The organism is Floridaenema flaviceps BLCC-F50 (assembly GCF_041929275.2).
GTDB classification, from domain to species: domain Bacteria; phylum Cyanobacteriota; class Cyanobacteriia; order Cyanobacteriales; family Aerosakkonemataceae; genus Floridanema; species Floridanema flaviceps.
This window is the reverse complement of sequence record NZ_JBHFNR020000001.1, coordinates 1,430,420-1,450,013: the sequence shown is the minus strand read 5'-3', so window position 1 is coordinate 1,450,013 and position 19,594 is coordinate 1,430,420. Positions and strand designations below refer to the sequence as shown.

The following is a 19,594-nucleotide window of genomic DNA, read 5'->3' as shown; positions in this document are numbered from 1 at the left end:
CCCAGTCCCCAGTCCCCAGTCCCTAGTCCCTAATCCCTAGATTTGATGAGTAGAACGTATAAAGCAACTGGTATAAATCTTAAAAGTATGCCTTTGGGTGAGACAGACCGCTTGTTGACAATTTTGACAAGGGAGTTTGGCTTAATTCAGGCAGTAGCACCTGGGGCGCGGAAGCATCACTCAAAGCTAGGTGGTAGGAGTGAGTTATTTGTGGTAAATGAATTATTGATTGCATCGGGGCGATCGCTAGATAAAATAACTCAAGCGGAAACTGTAGAAACCTACCCTAAGTTAGGTGATAATCTGCTGAAACTCTCAGCTAGTCAATACCTAGCAGAACTAGTACTCTGTCACGCCTTGAGCGAACAACCCCAAGAAGAACTGTTTTGTTTATTGACAGAACACCTGAGACGCATTGAGCAAATCCCTAAAAATACCGTAAATCGGTCTTTAATTGTCTTAGCGTATCTTGCTCATGCGGTATTTCATACTTTAGCTCTGGCTGGAATAGCCCCCCAAGTTCGCCTTTGTTGCCTAACTGGGCAACCTCTGGCACCAGACTGGCGCACCTCTGAATGGCGAGTCGGTTTTAGTAACTCTGCTGGAGGTATAGTCAATTTACTGGCGTTAGCGAGGGCTAGGGCAGAAGGCAGAGAAAATTCAAAATTCAAAATTCAAAATTCAAAATTCAAAGATTCTCATGTTCCTACAGCTTTTATTGAACAAAAGGAGATTCCCAAAATAGATGCTCAACTTTCAGCTAGCGAATTATCCCTATTTCAGCAGTTAGCGAATCCTGAACTACCGCCAGCTGCCGAAAATGGAGATGACGGTTTTTTTGGACAACCTAACTGGCTATCTGTAGAAAAGGTTTTACGCCAGTACAGTCAATATCATTTTGGACGGCTGATTCGATCGGCTGTTTTAATGGATACTTATTTAAACTCCCTGTCCACTTCCTGTTGATAAATCATGGAATGGTTTGATTCTGATAGAGAAACACTGATAATGCCAACTCACGCTCCTTCGTCCCAGGCGAAACCCCAATCGGGTAAGCTGGAACAGCAAAATGGAAATGGGAAATCTCAGAATGGGAAAGAAGAGACTCAGATGCAAAAAAAGGGAGACTTAAAAGACTTCTTAGCATCGGAAACTCTAATTCCTACTTCTGGTAAATCCTTAAATTCTAATCAGCAAATTGTGGCTCCGGGAAATAATGGTTTGATTCCGTCAGTTTCTCCGGGTAATGCTGTGGCGGTGACTGAGGCTCAAGTTGCGCCAAAAACTACGGAAATCGAGGAAGAGGAAGAATCAACTGTTGGTTTTATTCCAGTTCTGAAAAATCGTAATTTTTTGGCGCTTTGGAGTGGTCAAGTTTTTTCCCAGCTGGCGGATAAGGTTTATTTGGTGCTGATGATTGCGCTGATTGATACTCAATTTCAAGTTGGGAGTCAGACAATCAGTGCTTGGGTGTCAGCGATTATGATGGCTTTTACGATTCCCGCTGTGTTGTTTAGTTCTTTGGCGGGTGTATTTGTCGATCGCTGGTCGAAGCGTACAGTATTAGTATCCACCAATCTGTTTCGCGGTGTCTTGGTGCTGGCTTTACCCCCCTTGCTTTGGTTATCTCACGATTGGATGCCTCTAGCTAGTTTGCCAGCAGGTTTTTGCATTTTGTTACTGGTGACTTTCCTGGTTTCTACACTAACCCAGTTTTTTGCCCCCGCAGAACAAGCCGCCATTCCCATGATTGTCGAACGTCGCCATTTACTATCAGCGAACTCGCTTTACACTACAACAATGATGGCGCTGGTGGTGATTGGTTTTGCAGTGGGGGAACCACTGTTAGCACTGGCTGATACTATATGGTTAAACTTGGGTGGCGAAGGAAATATTGGGAAAGAGTTGTTGGTTGGTGGGTCTTATGCGATCGCAGGTCTACTGCTAATCTGGATGAAAACCCACGAAAAAGTCAACCCCCAAGACCACGAAGCACCCCACGTTCTCGCAGATTTACAGGAAGGATGGCGTTACCTCAGCCATGAAAAGCGAGTCAAGAGCGCCCTTTTACAATTAATTATTTTATTCTCTGTATTTGCCGCCCTCTCAGTTTTAGCAGTGCGCCTTGCCGAATTAATTCCTGGCTTGAAACCTTCCCAGTTCGGCTTTTTAATGTCAGCAGGCGGAGTAGGGATTGGATTAGGTTCCGCACTGTTGGGGCACTTCGGTCAAAGATTATCCCACACAGTTTTGAGTTTATTCGGTTCGCTGGGAGTTGCAGCAGCTTTAACTGGATTAGCTTTACTTCCCCATGATTTGTGGCTGGTGTTATTACTAGTGATGATTATGGGAACCTTTGGCGCTTTGGTAGCTGTACCAATGCAAACCACAATTCAGAAGGAAACTCCCCCAGAAATGCGTGGTAAAGTGTTTGGATTGCAGAACAACGCCATTAATATTGCCATGAGTTTACCTTTGGCTTTAGCTGGTGTGGCAGAAACCTTTTTTGGTTTAAAAGCTGTTTTTCTGACTTTGGCTGCCGCTGCGATCGCAGGAGGTCTATTTACCTGGTATAGTTGCCGTACTAGCTCTCACACAAACACACAATTTAACAAAGAGTGCTAACAACGTCTGATGGTAATAGGTAATGGGTAATAGGTAATGGGTTTTTCCAACTACCAACTACCAACTACCAACTACCAAAGTTCACAAGTCAGAATGCCAGAGGTCATCCCTCACAAACTCTTGACTTTTGAGTTAACAAATGTCGTAGTTAGCTAGTGGCAATTAGCAGTTGGCAAAACCTGAATGAGTCAGCTTCACATCGCTTGGTTGGGAAAAAAAACACCCTTTTGCGGCAACGTCACCTACAGTCGGGAAATTACTAATGCTTTAATGGGTAAGCATAAGATTAGTTTCCTGCACTTTGCAGAAGAAGAATCCGACTCAGACAAATGGCCGCAATATCGAGAAGTTTCCCTGCCCTTTTTATACAAGTCCCAGGTTTACACTATCCCCACATTACAATCAAGAAAAATTTTGATTGAATCCCTGCGGGATTTGCGACCGGACATAGTACACGCATCTCTTACACTGTCTCCTTTAGATTTTTTACTTCCAGAAATCTGTCAGGAGCTAAATTTGCCCTTAGTGGCAACTTTCCATACTCCTTATGCCCGGAAAGGAGACAAACTGAAATCGGGAACTCAATATCTGGCTTATCAGCTATATTCACCTTTCTTAGCAAACTACGATCGCGTAATTGTATTTTCTGAGGTACAACGGGAATTACTCGCCCGTATGGGAGTTTCCCCTTCACAGGTAGCTGTAATTCCTAACGGAGTGGATGAAACGAAGTACTCCCCCGGAACTTCTCACCTGAAATCTCAGTTTAATGCTAGACGTATTTTTGTTTATCAAGGCCGAATTGCCCCGGAAAAAAATGTCGAAGCTTTACTTAGGGCTTGGCAAAAAGCAAATATGGGGCCAGATTGCAAATTACTGATAGTGGGCGATGGGCCTTTAAGGACATCTTTAGAGCCATTTTATGATTCGGAATCTGGCATTATCTGGTTGGGATTTGTCGCAGATGAACAGCGCCGAATCGACATCCTGCGAGGCTCAGATGTATTCATTCTCCCTTCCTTAGCTGAAGGTCTTTCCCTATCTCTGTTGGAAGCGATGTCTTGTGGTGTAGCTTGTGTCGCCACAGATGTCGGCGCAGATGGCGAAGTTTTAGAAGGAGGCGCTGGCATAGTTGTTAACCCGCAGCGAGTTAAAACTGAGTTACAAACTGTGTTACCCCTGTTGCGCGACCACAAAGATTTCACCTCTAGTTTAGGTCGAAATGCCAGAGCCAGAATCGTCGAACGATACACTCTGGGTCGCAACATCCTGCAATTGGAAGAACTTTATCAACAAGTGTTAGAAAAGCCCGTTTTTCCAATGAAGCGTCGCGCTTGAGGGAATGGGGAGATGGGGGGATGGGGGGATGGGGGGAAAGAGATTCTTGATGATTCTTCCTTTGGAAGAATCGCAAGGTATATCTCAATCCCGACCAAATTATTTTCTCCTCCGAACATGAATTAGCTCTGGGGGATGGGGGCATGGGGAAAGATCTAGAACTAGAAACTCCCCCCACCCCCCTACCTCCCCACCTCCCCACTTCTTCTTACTTGGCTTGTGTCTTTTCGGTAACGGGGGTGCTGTGGGCAGTTTTGCCGTTTTTATGTCCAGTATGACCGTTATTGCGGCGGGGTTGAATTACGCCGTAGCCACCGTGATTGCGTTCGTAGATAACGTTGATTTCTCCTGTTTCTGCATTGCAGAACATATAGAAGTCGTGATCTACTAATTGCAACTGTTCCAATGCTTCGTCGATCGTCATTGGGGGCATGGCAAAGTATTTGGTACGCACTACTTGGCTTGGTAGTTCGGGAGTGCGATCGCCAATTAAATCCGATGTAACTGGCTGCTGTTCTACAACTTCAACTGTTTTAGTTTGGGTTTTCTTATCTAGGCGTTTCTCTTTGTATTTTCGCAGTTTACGGGCAATTTTATCAGCGACTAAATCAATGCTTGCATATAGAGTTTCGCTACCTTCTTCTGCACGGATTACTGTACCGTTCGCATAAACTGTAACTTCAGCAATCTGTCTTTCGTTAATTCGAGGATTGCGGGCTACTGAAAGATGTACGTCAATCTCATTTGTTACATTTAGATAATGACTTGCGGCTTTTTCCAATTTTTGATGTACATACTCACGAATTGCATCTGTGATCTCAATGTTTTTGCCGTGAATAACGAGCTTCATACCACATTCTCCCGCTTAATTCTTTATGCTGTACAGGCTTACCTTTCGCCTGCATCTATCTTTGGGTAGAAGGAAAGTTAGTTCAGAGATTCCTACTTTCCAAATGGAAATTTTTTATCTGTTTTTAGGTGCGAAAATGCTGATATCTGTTATCTAGAGATCAGCTGGATATATTGCCGAATTTTTTCGGGGTTAATCGCCTAAAAATCTGTTTTTTGGTATGTGAAGCGCCTACATTCTCTGCTACAGGGCGCTATCTTACCTCGCCCACCTTGAGACTCAAAGTTTTGCTTATCAATTTATCAACTTAGCTGAGCTCTTGTAAATGGGCATTTTTACTTTGATTAGGCTTCCTCCTATTTCAAAAGTCCTTCTACATAAAACAGTAGCACTTTGTATTCTGGAGTACATACTAATTTGCCTTAAGTTTAAAATCTTTTGCATCTGTTGACATTTCTTGATTTAATTGTCAGACTTTTTTGGGAAATTTGCTCAATTTGGTCTTGATTTTGGTAATGACTTCGAGTAATAATGAAATGTTTGCCTTGGATATTAAAGGAAAGCCTCGTTTTTGTTGGCTATTTGATCGGGGATTAGTGGATTATCAAGTTGCCTGGGAATGGCAGCGATCGCTAGTTGCAGAACGTCGGGAACAACCAAATTTAGAAGATTTGTTAATTTTGTTGGAGCATTACCCAGTTTACACATTGGGGACAGGGGCAAAAACAGAGTTTGTTAAATTTGACCTTGACAATAGCGATTATCAGGTGTACCGCATTGAGCGCGGCGGTGAGGTAACATATCATTGTCCAGGTCAGCTGGTTGGTTATCCGATTTTGAATTTGCGACATTACCACCAAGATTTACATTGGTATTTGCGCCAATTGGAGGAGGTGTTAATTCGGGTGTTGGCGAGTTATGATTTGCCAGGGGAAAGACTTCCGGGTTATACAGGAGTTTGGCTGGAGGGATGCAAAGTGGCAGCGATCGGTGTTAAAGTAAGTCGCTGGATTACAATGCACGGTTTTGCTTTAAATGTTTGTCCTGATTTGACTGGTTTTACCAAGATTGTACCTTGTGGAATTGTTGATAAACCTGTGGGCAGTTTAGCCCAATTTATTCCTGATATTAGTGTAGAGGAGGTGCGGGGAAGGGTGGCGATCGCTTTTGCTGAAGTCTTTGGAGTTAAGCTAGTGGAAGCAGAAATAAATCACTTGTAATAAACTAGGTTCGTTGTGAGAACTTCAGTTCTACTATGCGAGTAATGTACGACTAAAGTCGCTACAACAAACTATATTGGTAATTAATTAGCCGGAAATATGATTGACAAATATAAATTTAAGGATTTTATTTCTGGTAGCTTTATTCTGGTAACTGTTTTGATTACCATATTTAGTATTACTGGATATTTGGGCAAGTTTAACTTTATTTTAGATCTGACTGCCCATTTTAAATTACAATATTTGGTCATAGGATTTTGTACATTTTTCTTTTTTTTGTTAGGGCAAAACAAGCTTTGGTTGGTGATTAGCCTTGGTTGTATTTTATTGAACTTAATGGAAATTGTTCCTTGGTATTTGCCTCAAAGTGCGATCGCAACGGAAAACACAACCGGACAATTACGAGTTTTTCAATCTAATGTTTTATATAACAATCGGGGGTTAGGGATTGGGGACTAGGGACTAGGGACTGGGGACTGGGAAGAAGTGGGGGGGTAAGGAGGTGGGGAGGTAGGGAGAGTTGAAGAGTTAATTCAATGATCTTCCCCTTGTCCCCTTGTCCCCTTGTCCCCTTGTCCCCTTGTCCCCAGTCCCTTATTGGGCAGCTTCTTCTAGTTGGGCGCAAGAGAAATTGGAAACACCTATGGCGCGAATTTTTCCTTGTTGTTTCAAGTCATTCAATGCCCTCATTGTTTCTTCAATGGGGACGATTTCACTGTTAAAAGAACCAGAGGGCCAATGAATTTGGTAAAGGTCGATATAATCAGTTTTGAGGTTTTGCAAAGATTGATCGCAAGCCTCAATCAATCGATCGTACTTAAGATGATTGGCGAAAACTTTTGTGGCATAAACTACTTGCTCTCGCACGTCTGATAAAGCTTGTGCTACTATCTGTTCCGAGTGTCCGTTACCGTAGACTTCGGCAGTATCAATTGTAGTAATTCCTGCTTCAAAAGCCGATCGAATAGCTTTAACTGTTTCCGCATCTTCAACTCCCACCCACATATTTTTGCCAGCTTGCCAAGTTCCCATGAGAATGGGCGTAATTTCAATATCAGATAACCCTAACTTTCTTTTTTCCATGATTATCTCCAATTTTATCCAATTATGACTAATTTTATTACTTAATGTTCTTGCCGTCTCAACAGTGAAATGCTATACCTTGACAAGGTTGAGAGTAACTGTCTGTTGGCTGAATCAAGCTAGATTAGTAAAGTTATTGGTCTGTAAGCAAAGATAGGGTGATATTTTAGATGAATTATAAAAACAATTCCCCCGAAGACAATATAGAACGGCGACTCAGAGAAATTGAAACGGAACTCGATCGCCAGAATCCAACTATACCTGTAACTGCTGAGTCATCGGGTAAAAAATCCCCTGGAAGATTAGAAAAAATGGGGCGAATGGGTAAAGCGATCGCCTTTTCTGCGGTAGCATTAGCAGGAGTTTGGGTACTAACTACGGTGGTATCTTTTGTTTCTATGATGCTGGGTTTTGTGATTGTGGGAGGCGTAATTTATGCGGCGTGGAAAATTATTTACAGTCGCTAGAATAGCCTTAGCTGCAATGGGATAAAATTTCAATGGAATTAACAACAATTAATCATGCGTTGAAAGAATGGGCGGTTGCTGTTGATGCTTTAGAAGCGGGAAGAACTATTTTATTGCTTCGTAAAGGTGGAATTCGGGAAGAAGGGAATCATTTTAAGGTTGCCCATAATGAAGTGTTGCTTTACCCAACTTTTGAACATCAACAGCCTGATTTGTTAAAGCCGGAATATGCCGATGTAGTAACACCAGTACCATCAGGTTGGCATCCAGAAACTATTCGGATTGGCGCTTGGGCAAAAATTACTGATATTTTCATGGTTAGTTTTGAACCTAGTATTAAAGCGCTGTTGCCGTTCCATGTTTGGAATGAGCAATTTGTGAGCGATCGCTTAAAATGGAAGCCAAGTCAGCCAATATACCTTTTACTTTTACGCACTTACAAACTCAGTCAACCTCAAGAAATACCTTACTGTGCAGAATACGGTGGTTGCAAATCTTGGATCGATCTTAAGGAAGAGATTTCTGTTGCCAATGCTACACCAGTACTAACTGATACTGAATACAATAAACGCACAAGTGTAATTCGCAACTTAATCGCCAATCCTTCAGCCTCTCACATACTGAATCAGCCTAAGAATTAATTATTTCTTTCGGCGGATACTGGCAGAAGAGTAAAGTTACCCACTAAGGGTGATGTTGTACAAAGGAAAATTATGCCACGATAGTTGACAAATTACACAAGATAAGGTAGGGTAGCTGGAACCAGAAGCTAAGGAGCGCATCCTCACACAGCCTGCTTACAGCTTCACCTCCCACAATTGAAAGTAAAGGAGATTATTATGGCTGGACAGATGTGCTGGTTGCCTGGAATTGGTACAGGCGGCAATAAAGTTTTACATTTGCGGACTGCATCTCATGAAAATTGGCGACCATATACAGCTTTTCCGCAATTTTCTGTTCCTGATTATCGGGAACCAGGGGGTTCCAAAGGTTGGGCGACATATCAGAAGTTATTCAGAGCAGGTTGGATGTTAGTACCCACCTCTGAAGCACAGCAAGTTAGATTTGTAAATCCCGATGCAGAGGTAGCCTAAATCTGAATGTTTCCAAGAGATTTCAGGATTTAGGCAGAAGGCAAAAGTAATTAAGAGGAGGTTTTTTCTTTTGCCTTGTTAATTTTTAATTAACCCGTATAGGTGGCAATTAACATTACTAAACTAAATCCAAGCACGCAAAGTAGTATGAAGTCCAGTTTTTTCATATTGATTTTTGGGTCATAGAGGATTTGCGATCGCTTTAAATAGTATCAGAATTTTCAGATTTAGATTGATTGAAAAAAGGTAAACATTGTAAAAATTGTTTCACTTCTTCTTGTTCGGATTTGACAAACTCGGAAGCAGTATCAATTAATAACATTTTTCCTGATTCCATTAAGCCAATTCTTGATGCTAATAGAAAAGCTTCTTGAATGTCATGGGTGACAAAAACGACAGTTTTACCTAACTGTTTTTGTAGTTGACGAAACTCTTTTTGAATTTCAATTCTAGTAATGGGATCGAGTGCGCCGAAAGGTTCATCCATTAATAATAATGGGGGGTCAGCTGCGAGGGCACGGGCTACACCAACTCGCTGACGTTGACCGCCTGATAATTCATCAGGATATCTGTGGGCAAATTGTTTGGGGTCGAGTCCGACAAGTTGTAAAAGTTGATTGACTCTTTGGGAAATGCGATCGCGGTTCCAACCCTCCAAACTAGGCACTAATCCCACATTTTGAGCAATTGTAAAATGGGGAAATAAACCAGTTTCTTGAATTACGTAACCAATACTGCGCCGCAATTTAATCGGGTTCCATTCAGTAGTAGAAATTCCCTCTACCCTTACTTCCCCACTACTAGGAGTCAGCAACCGATTAATTAATTTCATAGTGGTAGTTTTCCCACAACCACTACGTCCCAGTAATACCAAAATTTCTCCCCGTTGGACTGTGAAATTGAGGTTAGATACTAAAGGTCGCTCGTTAAGTAAATAAGCGACATCGTGAAATTCAACAGCAATTTCGTTATTCTGTACCATGAGTAATCCTCAATTTAAGGAATAATTTTACTATATTTGAAATGTACAGTTAGGAGAAGCGATCGTGAAAACTATTACTACTATTGCTACCAGCAGATGGCAAAGTTACGCTGCAATTACCGCCAGATATTACACCCGGAGAACATCAAGTCGTATTGGTGATTGATGAAAATATCAAGACAGAGAAGCCGGAAACAAAGAAAGAACGATCGCCTTTGAATTTTCCAGTACATGATTCTGTCATGCTTCGTTAAACCAGTTTAACCAATAGATTAATCTTGATGATGAAACCTCATAATCTACAGCATAATCGTTATCTTTTTGATGATAAATGTGAGCTTTTTTATCAGAAGTTGCGGGACAGAATAAGTGAATAGCACAATCTTTATTTCGGTTAGACCATTCGAGAGTAATTCCGCCGAATTCATCTGTATAAACCCAAGCTTTAGGAAAGTTATTACCCATGATTTCATAAGTTTCTAAAACTAAATTCATTACTGTCTTAAAAGCGTAGTCTGTTGGCTGCAAAACTCCATAATCATCTTCTGCTTCTAAATCCAAAAGTTCGAGAATTCTTTTCACAGTAATAGTAAAGTTAAAAAAATCACTGTGACTACTGCTATCAGAAAGCATATCCTTGGATAAAGCCATAGAAATATTTGAACTATTACAAATAAAAGGGTAACACAGACAAAACTAGTTACAAATTGCCACTAAACACCTAAAATTAACGAGGGGAATCACTGTATTAGATAATCAATGCCTCGTACTCCTACTTTAACTTTCGATCGCGGCACCTTAATTCTGCATCCACCACCGAGAGGCAAAAGCTGGGTGGAGTTCGCCACTTGGGATGACAGAGTAGAAAAATTTCGCATTCCGGCTATTCATTACCGTCCTTTGGTAGAAGCTTTACAAGCAGAAAAAATTGACTTTATTGATGAGGCAAAAGAATTTGTACCTTTGCAATTAGTTCCGAGTTTAGAAATGGAACCTTACCCTCATCAAAGTGAAGCTTTAATGGCTTGGAAATTAGCAGGAAGACAAGGAGTTGTGGTGCTACCAACTGCTGCGGGAAAAACTTATTTGGCGCAATTAGCAATGCAAGCTACGCCACGCAGCACATTAATTGTAGTTCCAACTTTGGATTTAATGCACCAATGGTACGCACATTTAATAGCAGCTTTTCCTGATGCGGAAGTTGGTTTATTGGGAGGTGGATCGAGGGATAAAACCCAAATTTTAGTAGCTACTTATGATAGTGCAGCAATTAATGCCGAAAGTTTAGGAAATCGCTATGCTTTGTTAATTTTTGATGAGTGCCATCATTTACCAACGGAATTTTATCGGGTGATTGCGGAATTTGCGATCGCACCCTACCGCTTAGGACTTTCCGCAACTCCCGAAAGAACTGATGGCAAACATAAGGAATTAGACATTTTAATTGGCGCAGAAGTTTACCGTAAAACTCCTGAAGAATTGGCGGGTAAAGCACTTGCTGACCATCAAATTATTCCGATAAAAGTCAAGTTATCGCAACAGGAAAGGGAAAGATATAATGAATTAATTAAAATTCGCAATGACTTTTTGAAGGCGGAAAAAATTCAATTGGCAGGTTTGGAAGGTTGGCAAAGATTTGTGATGGTGAGTGCGCGATCGCCAGCCGGAAGACGTGCTATGTTAGCCCATAGAGAAGCGAGGGAAATTGCGATCGGAACAGAGGGAAAAATTCGCGTTTTGGCTGATTTATTAGCCGAACATTTCCCGGAACGAATTTTGATATTTACTACAGATAATGCCACAGTTTATCGCATTTCTCAAGAGTTTTTAATTCCGGCAATTACTCACCAAACTCCAATTAAGGAAAGACACGAAATTCTTACCAATTTTAAGCAGGGAGTATATAAAAGTTTGGTGGTTTCTCATGTTTTAAATGAGGGTGTTGATGTTCCAGCTGCGAGTATTGCTATTATACTTTCTGGTACTGCTTCGCCAAGGGAATATATTCAAAGATTGGGGCGAATTTTGCGTAAGGGTGGTGATAATAATAAGCGGGCAATTTTATATGAGGTGGTGACGGAAGATACGAGTGAGGAAAGGGTTTCGCAGCGGAGAAAGGGAGAGGAATTTGAACCGCAGAGACGCAGAGAACGCAGAGAGGAGAAAAAGGAGAAGTTTGTTCAGTTGGAACTTTTGCCTTCTGAACCGATTTATAAGGTTGCTGAGTCGGCGGAGGTTGGGGTTGATGATTCGGTTAAGAAGCAGGGAAATTCAGAGATAAGTTATTCTAAGGAAAGTCGAAAATCTAGGAAGAAAAATGTTACCAAGCGAGTTGCTGATTCATCGCCAAAATGGGGAGTCGATCATCCCGAAACGCCTGAAGATTGACGATCAGAATTTGGAGATTGCGACGGATATAATTAGTTGTTTTGAAGAGAATTTGGGTCAAAGTCAAGGTGAGTTGGATAAGCAGCTTTTGGAGATGGAAGGTGATAGTCCAGATTATCGTTTAAAGCGGGGTTTTGCTCATTTGTTGAAGAGTAGTTTCTCTACTTTTGAAATTGTTAGTCCTTTGGAACCGCAGGAATTACGTCAGCGAGTTTTTAGTTTATCTGCACAATCAATTCCTAATCCTTTGGCATCTCAAAGGGTGTTGAATAATTTGGCAGATCAACTAACTCAGGAGTTAAATAAAGAGGTTTCTTCCCAACAAATTCGCACTGGTTTGTATGCAGATTTACAGGAAAATCGCATTTTAACTCAGTTCGATCCTCCAGCACCAGAAGATATCATACATCGTTATAATATCTCGCAAGTTCAGGGAGTTTTTTATCGCGCCAGTCAGATTACAATTAATGCTCATCGTAATGTTCCCGGTGAGTATAAACTGCTGTTTCGCTATTTAAAATTGTTTCAATTAATGGCTTATATTGAAGGTGATGCCGATCACGGTTTTACTATTACTATTGATGGGCCAACTAGTTTATTTAAGGCTAGCACGAGATATGGATTGGCGATCGCAAAACTAATCCCCGCACTTTTGCACGTCACAAAATGGAGTCTCAGCGCTACATTACAAACAAGAGATATCTACAGCGGAAAGGAAAAAATTGGCAGATTTACACTCAATTCTGATTGCGGTTTAGTCACTCATTATCCACCCGGAAAACCTTACGATAGTATGTTAGAAGCTGGTTTTGCTAATCGTTGGGATTCCCTAAAAACTGATTGGGTTTTAGAACGAGAAGTTGACTTAATTCCCATTCCCGGAAGTGTGATGATTCCCGATTTTCGCTTAGTTCATCCTGATGGTAGAAGTTATTTATTAGAAATAGTTGGTTACTGGCGACCAGAATATTTACAAAAGAAATTTGCTCAAGCTAGAAAAGCTGAATGTGACAATTTAATTTTGGCAGTTTCCGAAAGATTGAATTTAGAAAAAGCCGGAGTTAAAGTCAGTAATACCCCAGCAAAAATTGTTTGGTTTAAAGATAAACTTTCACCCAAAGCAGTGTTAGAAGTTTTAGAATAAATTGCATAACTGAGATAAGAGCACCACGAGGCGGAGCCTCTATTTCTCGTTCCCAGGTTGAACCTGGGAACAAGGTCTGGGAGGTTCTACCTCCTTTGTGGAGCAAAATCTGAAATAACGGAAATATTTGGAGGTAGCAATGTCTGTGCAATTACTGAGGCGAAAATTTACAGTAAACCAGTATCATCAAATGATTGAAGCTGGTATTTTGACAGAAATTGACAGAGTAGAATTGATTCGAGGAGAGATTGTTGAAATGACACCAATTAATAGAAGACATTCCGCCCATGTCAATCGTTTAAATGAGTTATTTATTTTACGTTTGGCACAGTTGGTAACAGTAGGAGTCCAAAATCCAGTAGAATTAAATGATACTTCGGAACCACAACCGGATATATCATTATTGCGACGAAAAGCTGATTTTTATGAGTCAGGGCATCCAAAAGCACGGGATATTCTATTATTAGTGGAAGTGGCAGATACAACGGTGGAAAGCGATCGCCAAATCAAAATTCCCCTTTATGCCGAAAACGGAATTATTGAAGTTTGGTTAGTGGATATTAACGAGCAATGTATTGAGGTTTATCGGGAACCTTCAGCAAATGGTTATCAGAATGTGCAGAGGTTTGTGCGGGGAGAAAATTTATCTATACTCGCTTTTCCTGAGATGATTATAAGTGTAGATGAAGTATTGGGATAAATATAATTTTAAATTTGTAGAGTAGAGACGTTGTATACAACGTCTCTACATTAATTACTTTATTGCGTTCCGAGTCAGAGATTACACACCTATTGAAGCCGCCGGACGGCAGGTGGCAGGGTAGAATATTAAAACAAGTTTATTCTGTTTCAAAATAAACTAATTTAAGTAGTAACACTGATGCGAAAAGACATAAAAAATAAAATAATAATAAAGTGCAGATGGTAATAAATAACATTCTTTGACTGTTCTCTGTTAGTATAGCCGCCAAACCGTAAGCAGAGATTATCTATCAATATCTGCCAAAAAATATCACTAATATCAAATAGCAAAATATGGAAAGTTTAACTCCAAATTTCGAGGATTTAGTCCAAGAAATTGCTGCAATTAATCAAGCCTGGAAAGTATCAGCGGAATTATCTCCTACTCTGGGTAATTCCCTCAAAGACTTAAAAAACCGCTTGCAATTGCGGCTCCTCCGCAAATATGCACCAGCTCGAGTTTATTTGGAATTAGACACAGTAACCGAAAGTGAAGAAGCACTTTACAGTTTATGCCTTCGGCAACCTATAGGCAACCGATGGAATGCCGAACATTTGCCAGTGCGAGTAGCTCAAGAAATGCTATCTGATGAAGAGTTTAAGCAGTTGGTAAAAGCGTAATACACAAAGGAACAAATTATGATTAATGACTTTTTAGGAATAATTTGGCAGAACAGTTTATTCCATTGGGTAACTTTGTTGCTGTTGATCTTAGCTTGCTTACTTGAGTTGTACTCTACATTAATGTACATCAATAAATTAAAAAATAGCACTACAAGTGAGGCGATCGCATACTTATCACAAAGCCGAAAAGGTGTAACAGAAATCGGCAGAGAAACATTTAGGTTGGATTATAAAAATCTCCCTAAAGATAGTCGAATAAAAATATTTAACTGGTTGAACAAACATCTAGCCGGAAGCGAATTAAACGATACTTTTCAAGCGCAATTACAGTCTGGATACTTCATGCTTTTACAGTATCCGGTAATTCTCGAAAAGCCAGTGCCTCGCAGTTCTTTGCGCTTCATCCAAAGCATACTGATTGCGCTCGGAGTTTTGGGAACTTTTTACGGAATTCAAGTAGGATTAAGCGGCATTTCCTTAAGTGATATTGGGGCAAATAGCGGACACTTACTCAAGTCAAGCGTTCAATTGCTGGAAGGAATGAAAACAGCTTTTTCTACCTCACTAGTTGGATTGGGTTCTTCAAGTCTTTTTACATTAGTTTTAGCTTGTTTGGAGTGGGTAAGAAAGAAATATCGCGATCGCCTAAAAAAACAGTTAGACGCAATTACAATATTAGAAACACCGATGCGATTGCTTGAAAGAATTAATCCTGAAGCCAATTTAAAAGCTTCTCAAGCACTCGCCAACGCTGCGGAAACGATGGGAACAAAATTTGCAGAATTGCTCGAAATTCAGCGCCAATTAAATCCGCAATCAATCGGACAAGAATTAGGAAATGTAATCAACCCAGTATTTCAAGAGATTCGAGTTGAACTGTCAGCATTACGAGAAATAAAGGCTGAGCAAGGGCAAGAAATATTGAAAAATTTAATCGCCGAACAACGCGAACAGTTAATTAAACCAATTATTAGCGAATTAAGTAATAGTGCCAATCTTACCAAACAAGCTTCCGAGGCTGTTATGGATCTGAAAAATGAATTGGGGGGCATTTCTCGGAGTTTATCAGGATCGATCGCTACCATTGAACAATTTCAAGCAGAAACTCTGGGCAAACTTCAGCAGTTCGCTACCAATTTAGAAAGAATTTTAGGTGATTTCCGAACAGATACTAAAAACGTCCTGCAACAAGTAGCGATCGAAGTTAAAAGTGCTGTAGATGAAAGTATTGTAGCCATGCAAAATCAGCGAACTGCCTTTGAAGTTAGCGCCGAAAAAGCGGCTGATACTTTCGTCGGCATTCGTGAAGAATTAGAAAAATCTCTGCACACTCAAGCAGAAATTCAACAGCAGTCTATTCAACAATTTCAAACCTACATTAATGAAATTTTTGCTGAACAGAATAACAACCTGCAACAATTAGGCGAGCAAACTTCCCAGGCAATGCAGGTACAACGTGATGCCCTAACTAAAATTGCCAAACAAAGTGTTAACACTTTTATCGGCATTCGGGAAGAACTAGAACAATCTCTGCAAACTCAAGCACAAATAGAACGGGAGTTAATTCAAGAATTTCAAAACCGTTCTCTGGAAATTTTTGATCGCCAAGCTACCAATTTAAGTTTAGTTGGAAACGCAGCTTCTCAACAGATGAATCAAGCCAGAGAAAACTTAAATGCTACTCTCAGTAATATCGATACTGTTCTCCAAAATACCCGCCTAACTGTGCAAGGAGAGTTAGAGAATTTCCGCATAAACTATCAAGCTGCTTTGCAAGAATTCTTTATCCAGCAAAACCAATTGTTAGAAGGAACATTAGGCGAACAACGCCAAGGATTAGCGAATGTAGTGGAAAACTTTAAGGGAGTTTTTGAAGAAGAATACCATCGACGTACAGCTTTTTTCCAAGAAATTCAAGAAACTACTAAAGTTGTCAGCAATTTAGCTAACACAATTGGATTGAGTTCAAGTGAGAGATTAGCACAACTTCAAGAGTTAGCTAGAACTATAGGCGGTGAAGCATCTCGCGTAGAGAAAGAGTATAAAAATTTAACTGACGAGTTCAATCAAGCTTTAACAAGTTGGAATAAAGAAATATTGAATTATTTCCAAGAAAAATCTAATTTTGAAACTACTTTCTTCACCAAAGCAGATGCAGCAACGGAAAAAGTATGTCAGCAATTATTACAGGCTGCTAACTATCTAGTAGCTGCTGAAAACACTCGCAAAATTAACAATGGCGAACATTAACTATGTTTAATTTCACTGACTTACAACAGCAACAAGATCTAGAGGAAGAAGAATCGAGCGTTTTGCTATCAATTGGCGATTTAATGTCAGGGCTACTGATGATTTTTGCCCTTCTATTCGTGACAGTTCTCGTTCAACTAAAAGACCGAGAAGAACCGCGTCGTGTTGTAATTGGTACTGTAGTTGAAGAGATGAAAGGTAATAACATTAATGTAGAAGTTAACCCGGAAACGGGTGAGGTCAGCATTCAAGATAAGATTCTTTTTGATGAAAATAGTGCTGAATTAAAGCCCGCAGGTAAGATATTTTTGCAACAATTTATTCCAGTTTACAGTCGCGTCATTTTTTCTAAAAAAGACTTTGAAAAAGAGATTGCGAGAGTGGTTATTGAAGGGCATACTAGCTCGAAAGGAGATTATAATAGCAATTTGCAATTGAGCTTATTACGATCGCTTTCCGTAGCTAAATTCATCTTTTCCAATGAGCTTGATTTTTCCACAAAATCGGAATTGAGGACAAAAATTATGGCGGCAGGACGCGGGGAAATGGAAGCCAAACAAGAACAAGATGAGCCGAACGATCGCAAAGTAATTTTCCGCTTCCAATTTCGCGGCGAAAACTTCTCTGAATGGTATCAAAAAAACCAGTCTTTACCCGAACAAAAACCATGAAAATTCAATTTAAAACCTTACATTTACCAGAATTATCTGAGCAACAGCCGACTAAATTGGCTAAAATTGTCAATCAATTAAATGAGTCAAGTAATTATTCTGAATTACATAAGTTGGCGGATATTTTGGCGATCGCAAATAAACAGGCTGGAACGCGAAGCAAAATTCTGACCCTGAATATTATCATTTAGCTACACAAAAACTTTAAATTCACGCCCCAGCACATACGACCCGAAAACCGATCGAACCGTTACGCACACTAGGCTGGTTGAGGAAGCGATAAGTCGATCGACAGCGGTCAGGAGCATTGAGCCAGGAACCACCGCGCAGCACCCTTCTTGAGCTTTCATCCCTAGATAACCATGCACTGCCATCAATAGGCGCACCTCCATAATTTTCCTGCCAATGGTCAGCACACCATTCCCACACATTGCCGTGCATATCGTAAAGTCCAAAAGCATTTGCCGGAAAACTACCAACTTCTGTAGTTTGCTCTCGATAAATTCCCTTGCGACTATGAGCGTAAGTTTGGTTGCCATTATAATTTGCTAAATCAGGGCTGATGCTGTCGCCAAAATGAAACGGCGTTGTACTTCCCGCACGACAAGCATATTCCCACTCTGCCTCACTAGGTAAACGATAATTTCGCCCGGTTTTCTGGGACAGTCGCGCACAAAACTCCACCGCCTCATACCAAGACACTAACTCTACCGGAAGATTTGCACCTTTAAATTTAGATGGGTCAGGATTGAGGTCAATTTTGACTTTGGGAAAACCTGCAACTGTGCGCCATTGTGCTTGTGTCACCGGAAACTTACCCATAAAAAAGGGTTTGATTCTCACTAAATGCTGTGGCTTTTCACTCTCTAATGATTTCCGTTCATCATTTGGTGAACCCATGAGGAATGTGCCTTCAGGAATGGCAACCATTTCCAGAATTTCCTCATTGTCCAAGTCTTCAGTAAAAAACTCTGCTTGTTGACGACTGCGTTTGATCTGTTGAGTGATTTCTTCACCTAATCCAATCCAGCGAAAATTTCTCTTGTTGATGATAGTTACAGTTTCAAATTCAAAGCTTTCTTTTTCTCCTGTCGCCTCTGATTTAGGAGTTAAGGAAAAGTTAGCTGTCTGCGATTTTTTTACCTGTTGTTGCTTCAATCGTTCATCTTCTCGGTGTCGTAATTCATATTCTGCTTTTTTCGGATCGAGCACTCGTTCCTCAAAAGGTTTGAATTCCGATTCGTATTCTCTAATTTGAATCACTGATGCTATTTTTCTGTTATCCATGCTGCTGAACCCCTAATAAATGATTCCGCTTTCTGACAGGTGAACTCAAAATACTGGCGATGCTGAAATTGATGGCAATTTCTTTACCATCTGAGCTTTTAAATATTCTTCTTCGGGTGTTCTTTAATTTAGTACTTTTACCTCTAATGCTTTATTCATAAACTCAGTATCCGATTCCGTATATATAAGGAACATCTTTACTTAAATTAACATTTCATCTCCTAGATTTGTCTCCAGGCTATAGGTAGATACTGTATTCAGCCAGTAGATATATTTTGCAGTTCTTTTGTGAAGGTTAGCGGAAAAGACAAGTAAAAATTTGTAGGTACTTTGTTATTCTAATTTTTCAGCGACACTTTAAGCATCTGGTGCAGTAAAAGCGGGTTTTTTAAGCGCGATCGCACAGCCTATGTTTCCTTGGTGGGGAGGTGCGATCGACTTCCCCAAACCAATTTCCCACCTAATAACTTCAATAACCCGCCCATCCTCCAGCTTCTAAGGCAACAAATTTTCTCCCTTCACTCGCTGCCGAATAGCTTCTTTTACTATCTGGATATTTTTTTCTATAGTTTTACCCTTTTCTGTAAACATTGCCGTGCATCCGTTTGGGGTACAATAACTTGTAAATAAAAATTCCTGTCCCCCCCTTGTTAAGGGGGGCTAGGGGGGATCAAATGCCATCATCACATCACCAAAACCGGAATCAAACTAATACCTGTCCCCCCCTTAATAAGGGGGGTTAGGGGGGATCAAATGCCATCATCACATCAGCAAAACCGGAATAAAACTAATACCTGTTCCCCCCTTGTTAAGGGGGGTTAGGGGGGATC

At 40.6% G+C, this 19,594-nt stretch carries 20 protein-coding genes and 1 pseudogene; 16 read left to right on the top strand and 5 right to left on the bottom strand.

What is annotated here, in order from left to right:
* Positions 1-45: 45 nt before the first annotated feature.
* From recO to ACE1CI_RS06890, 3 genes are all read left to right on the top strand, one after another.
* Entirely contained in the window at positions 46-966 is a 921-nt protein-coding gene (gene recO, locus ACE1CI_RS06900; protein WP_496615287.1) for a DNA repair protein RecO, read from the top strand.
* Between the two features lie 6 nt (positions 967-972).
* Positions 973-2,625, top strand: a complete 1,653-nt coding sequence (locus ACE1CI_RS06895) for an MFS transporter (protein ID WP_413265378.1) — start codon at positions 973-975, stop codon at positions 2,623-2,625.
* Between the two features lie 183 nt (positions 2,626-2,808).
* Entirely contained in the window at positions 2,809-3,963 is a 1,155-nt protein-coding gene (locus ACE1CI_RS06890) for a glycosyltransferase family 4 protein (protein ID WP_413265379.1), read from the top strand.
* A 208-nt stretch (positions 3,964-4,171) separates the two neighbouring features.
* On the opposite strand, the gene hpf is transcribed toward ACE1CI_RS06890, so the two are convergent.
* On the bottom strand, positions 4,172-4,813 hold the full coding sequence (hpf, locus tag ACE1CI_RS06885) for a ribosome hibernation-promoting factor, HPF/YfiA family (protein WP_413265380.1): 642 nt from the start codon (positions 4,811-4,813) through the stop codon (positions 4,172-4,174).
* 515 nt (positions 4,814-5,328) lie between these two features.
* On the opposite strand from hpf, the gene lipB reads away from it, so the two are divergent.
* Both lipB and ACE1CI_RS06875 read left to right on the top strand, forming a co-directional pair.
* The gene (lipB, locus tag ACE1CI_RS06880; RefSeq protein WP_459564083.1) at positions 5,329-6,033 is read left to right on the top strand and encodes a lipoyl(octanoyl) transferase LipB; all 705 of its coding nucleotides are present in this window, start codon (positions 5,329-5,331) and stop codon (positions 6,031-6,033) included.
* A 99-nt stretch (positions 6,034-6,132) separates the two neighbouring features.
* Positions 6,133-6,492 carry an endonuclease/exonuclease/phosphatase family protein gene (locus tag ACE1CI_RS06875; RefSeq protein ID WP_413265381.1) on the top strand — a complete coding sequence of 120 codons (360 nt, stop codon included), beginning with the start codon at positions 6,133-6,135 and terminating at the stop codon, positions 6,490-6,492.
* Between the two features lie 138 nt (positions 6,493-6,630).
* On the opposite strand, the pseudogene ACE1CI_RS06870 reads toward ACE1CI_RS06875, so the two are convergent.
* Positions 6,631-7,116, bottom strand: a pseudogene (locus tag ACE1CI_RS06870) (aldo/keto reductase); the annotation flags it as partial.
* 170 nt (positions 7,117-7,286) lie between these two features.
* Here ACE1CI_RS06870 and ACE1CI_RS06865 point away from each other — a divergent pair.
* The 3 genes from ACE1CI_RS06865 (at position 7,287) to ACE1CI_RS06855 (ending at position 8,677) form a co-directional block, all read left to right on the top strand.
* Positions 7,287-7,583 (top strand): hypothetical protein, encoded by a 297-nt coding sequence (locus ACE1CI_RS06865; RefSeq protein WP_413265382.1) that lies wholly within the window; start codon positions 7,287-7,289, stop codon positions 7,581-7,583.
* A 32-nt stretch (positions 7,584-7,615) separates the two neighbouring features.
* Positions 7,616-8,224, top strand: coding sequence for a DUF1802 family protein (locus ACE1CI_RS06860; protein ID WP_413265383.1), 609 nt, complete (start codon positions 7,616-7,618; stop codon positions 8,222-8,224).
* A 198-nt stretch (positions 8,225-8,422) separates the two neighbouring features.
* The gene (locus ACE1CI_RS06855) at positions 8,423-8,677 is read left to right on the top strand and encodes a hypothetical protein (protein WP_413265384.1); all 255 of its coding nucleotides are present in this window, start codon (positions 8,423-8,425) and stop codon (positions 8,675-8,677) included.
* Positions 8,678-8,879: 202 nt separating this feature from the next.
* On the opposite strand, the gene ACE1CI_RS06850 is transcribed toward ACE1CI_RS06855, so the two are convergent.
* Positions 8,880-9,659, bottom strand: a complete 780-nt coding sequence (locus tag ACE1CI_RS06850; RefSeq protein ID WP_413265385.1) for an ABC transporter ATP-binding protein — start codon at positions 9,657-9,659, stop codon at positions 8,880-8,882.
* A gap of 83 nt (positions 9,660-9,742) precedes the next feature.
* On the opposite strand from ACE1CI_RS06850, the gene ACE1CI_RS06845 reads away from it, so the two are divergent.
* Positions 9,743-9,913, top strand: a complete 171-nt coding sequence (locus tag ACE1CI_RS06845; protein ID WP_413265386.1) for a hypothetical protein — start codon at positions 9,743-9,745, stop codon at positions 9,911-9,913.
* Here ACE1CI_RS06845 and ACE1CI_RS06840 read toward each other — a convergent pair.
* On the bottom strand, positions 9,900-10,310 hold the full coding sequence (locus ACE1CI_RS06840; protein ID WP_413265387.1) for a hypothetical protein: 411 nt from the start codon (positions 10,308-10,310) through the stop codon (positions 9,900-9,902). The genes ACE1CI_RS06845 and ACE1CI_RS06840 overlap by 14 nt on opposite strands.
* Positions 10,311-10,418: 108 nt before the next feature.
* On the opposite strand from ACE1CI_RS06840, the gene ACE1CI_RS06835 reads away from it, so the two are divergent.
* The 7 genes from ACE1CI_RS06835 (at position 10,419) to ACE1CI_RS06805 (ending at position 17,668) form a co-directional block, all read left to right on the top strand.
* On the top strand, positions 10,419-12,047 hold the full coding sequence (locus tag ACE1CI_RS06835; RefSeq protein ID WP_496615286.1) for a DEAD/DEAH box helicase family protein: 1,629 nt from the start codon (positions 10,419-10,421) through the stop codon (positions 12,045-12,047).
* A complete protein-coding gene (locus ACE1CI_RS06830) occupies positions 11,977-13,191 on the top strand; it encodes a DUF790 family protein (protein ID WP_413265389.1) in 1,215 nt (404 codons plus the stop codon). Before ACE1CI_RS06835 ends, ACE1CI_RS06830 begins: the two co-directional genes overlap by 71 nt.
* A gap of 139 nt (positions 13,192-13,330) precedes the next feature.
* On the top strand, positions 13,331-13,891 hold the full coding sequence (locus ACE1CI_RS06825) for a Uma2 family endonuclease (protein ID WP_413265390.1): 561 nt from the start codon (positions 13,331-13,333) through the stop codon (positions 13,889-13,891).
* A 335-nt stretch (positions 13,892-14,226) separates the two neighbouring features.
* On the top strand, positions 14,227-14,553 hold the full coding sequence (locus ACE1CI_RS06820) for a hypothetical protein (RefSeq protein WP_413265391.1): 327 nt from the start codon (positions 14,227-14,229) through the stop codon (positions 14,551-14,553).
* A gap of 18 nt (positions 14,554-14,571) precedes the next feature.
* Positions 14,572-16,806: a hypothetical protein gene (locus ACE1CI_RS06815; protein ID WP_413265392.1), complete on the top strand. Its 2,235-nt coding sequence runs from the start codon at positions 14,572-14,574 to the stop codon at positions 16,804-16,806.
* Between the two features lie 2 nt (positions 16,807-16,808).
* Entirely contained in the window at positions 16,809-17,477 is a 669-nt protein-coding gene (locus ACE1CI_RS06810) for an OmpA/MotB family protein (protein WP_413265393.1), read from the top strand.
* Positions 17,474-17,668: a hypothetical protein gene (locus tag ACE1CI_RS06805; protein WP_413265394.1), complete on the top strand. Its 195-nt coding sequence runs from the start codon at positions 17,474-17,476 to the stop codon at positions 17,666-17,668. The genes ACE1CI_RS06810 and ACE1CI_RS06805 overlap by 4 nt, the downstream gene beginning before the upstream one ends.
* A 19-nt stretch (positions 17,669-17,687) precedes the next feature.
* On the opposite strand, the gene ACE1CI_RS06800 is transcribed toward ACE1CI_RS06805, so the two are convergent.
* Positions 17,688-18,764, bottom strand: coding sequence for a formylglycine-generating enzyme family protein (locus ACE1CI_RS06800; protein ID WP_413265395.1), 1,077 nt, complete (start codon positions 18,762-18,764; stop codon positions 17,688-17,690).
* Positions 18,765-19,594: the final 830 nt, after the last annotated feature.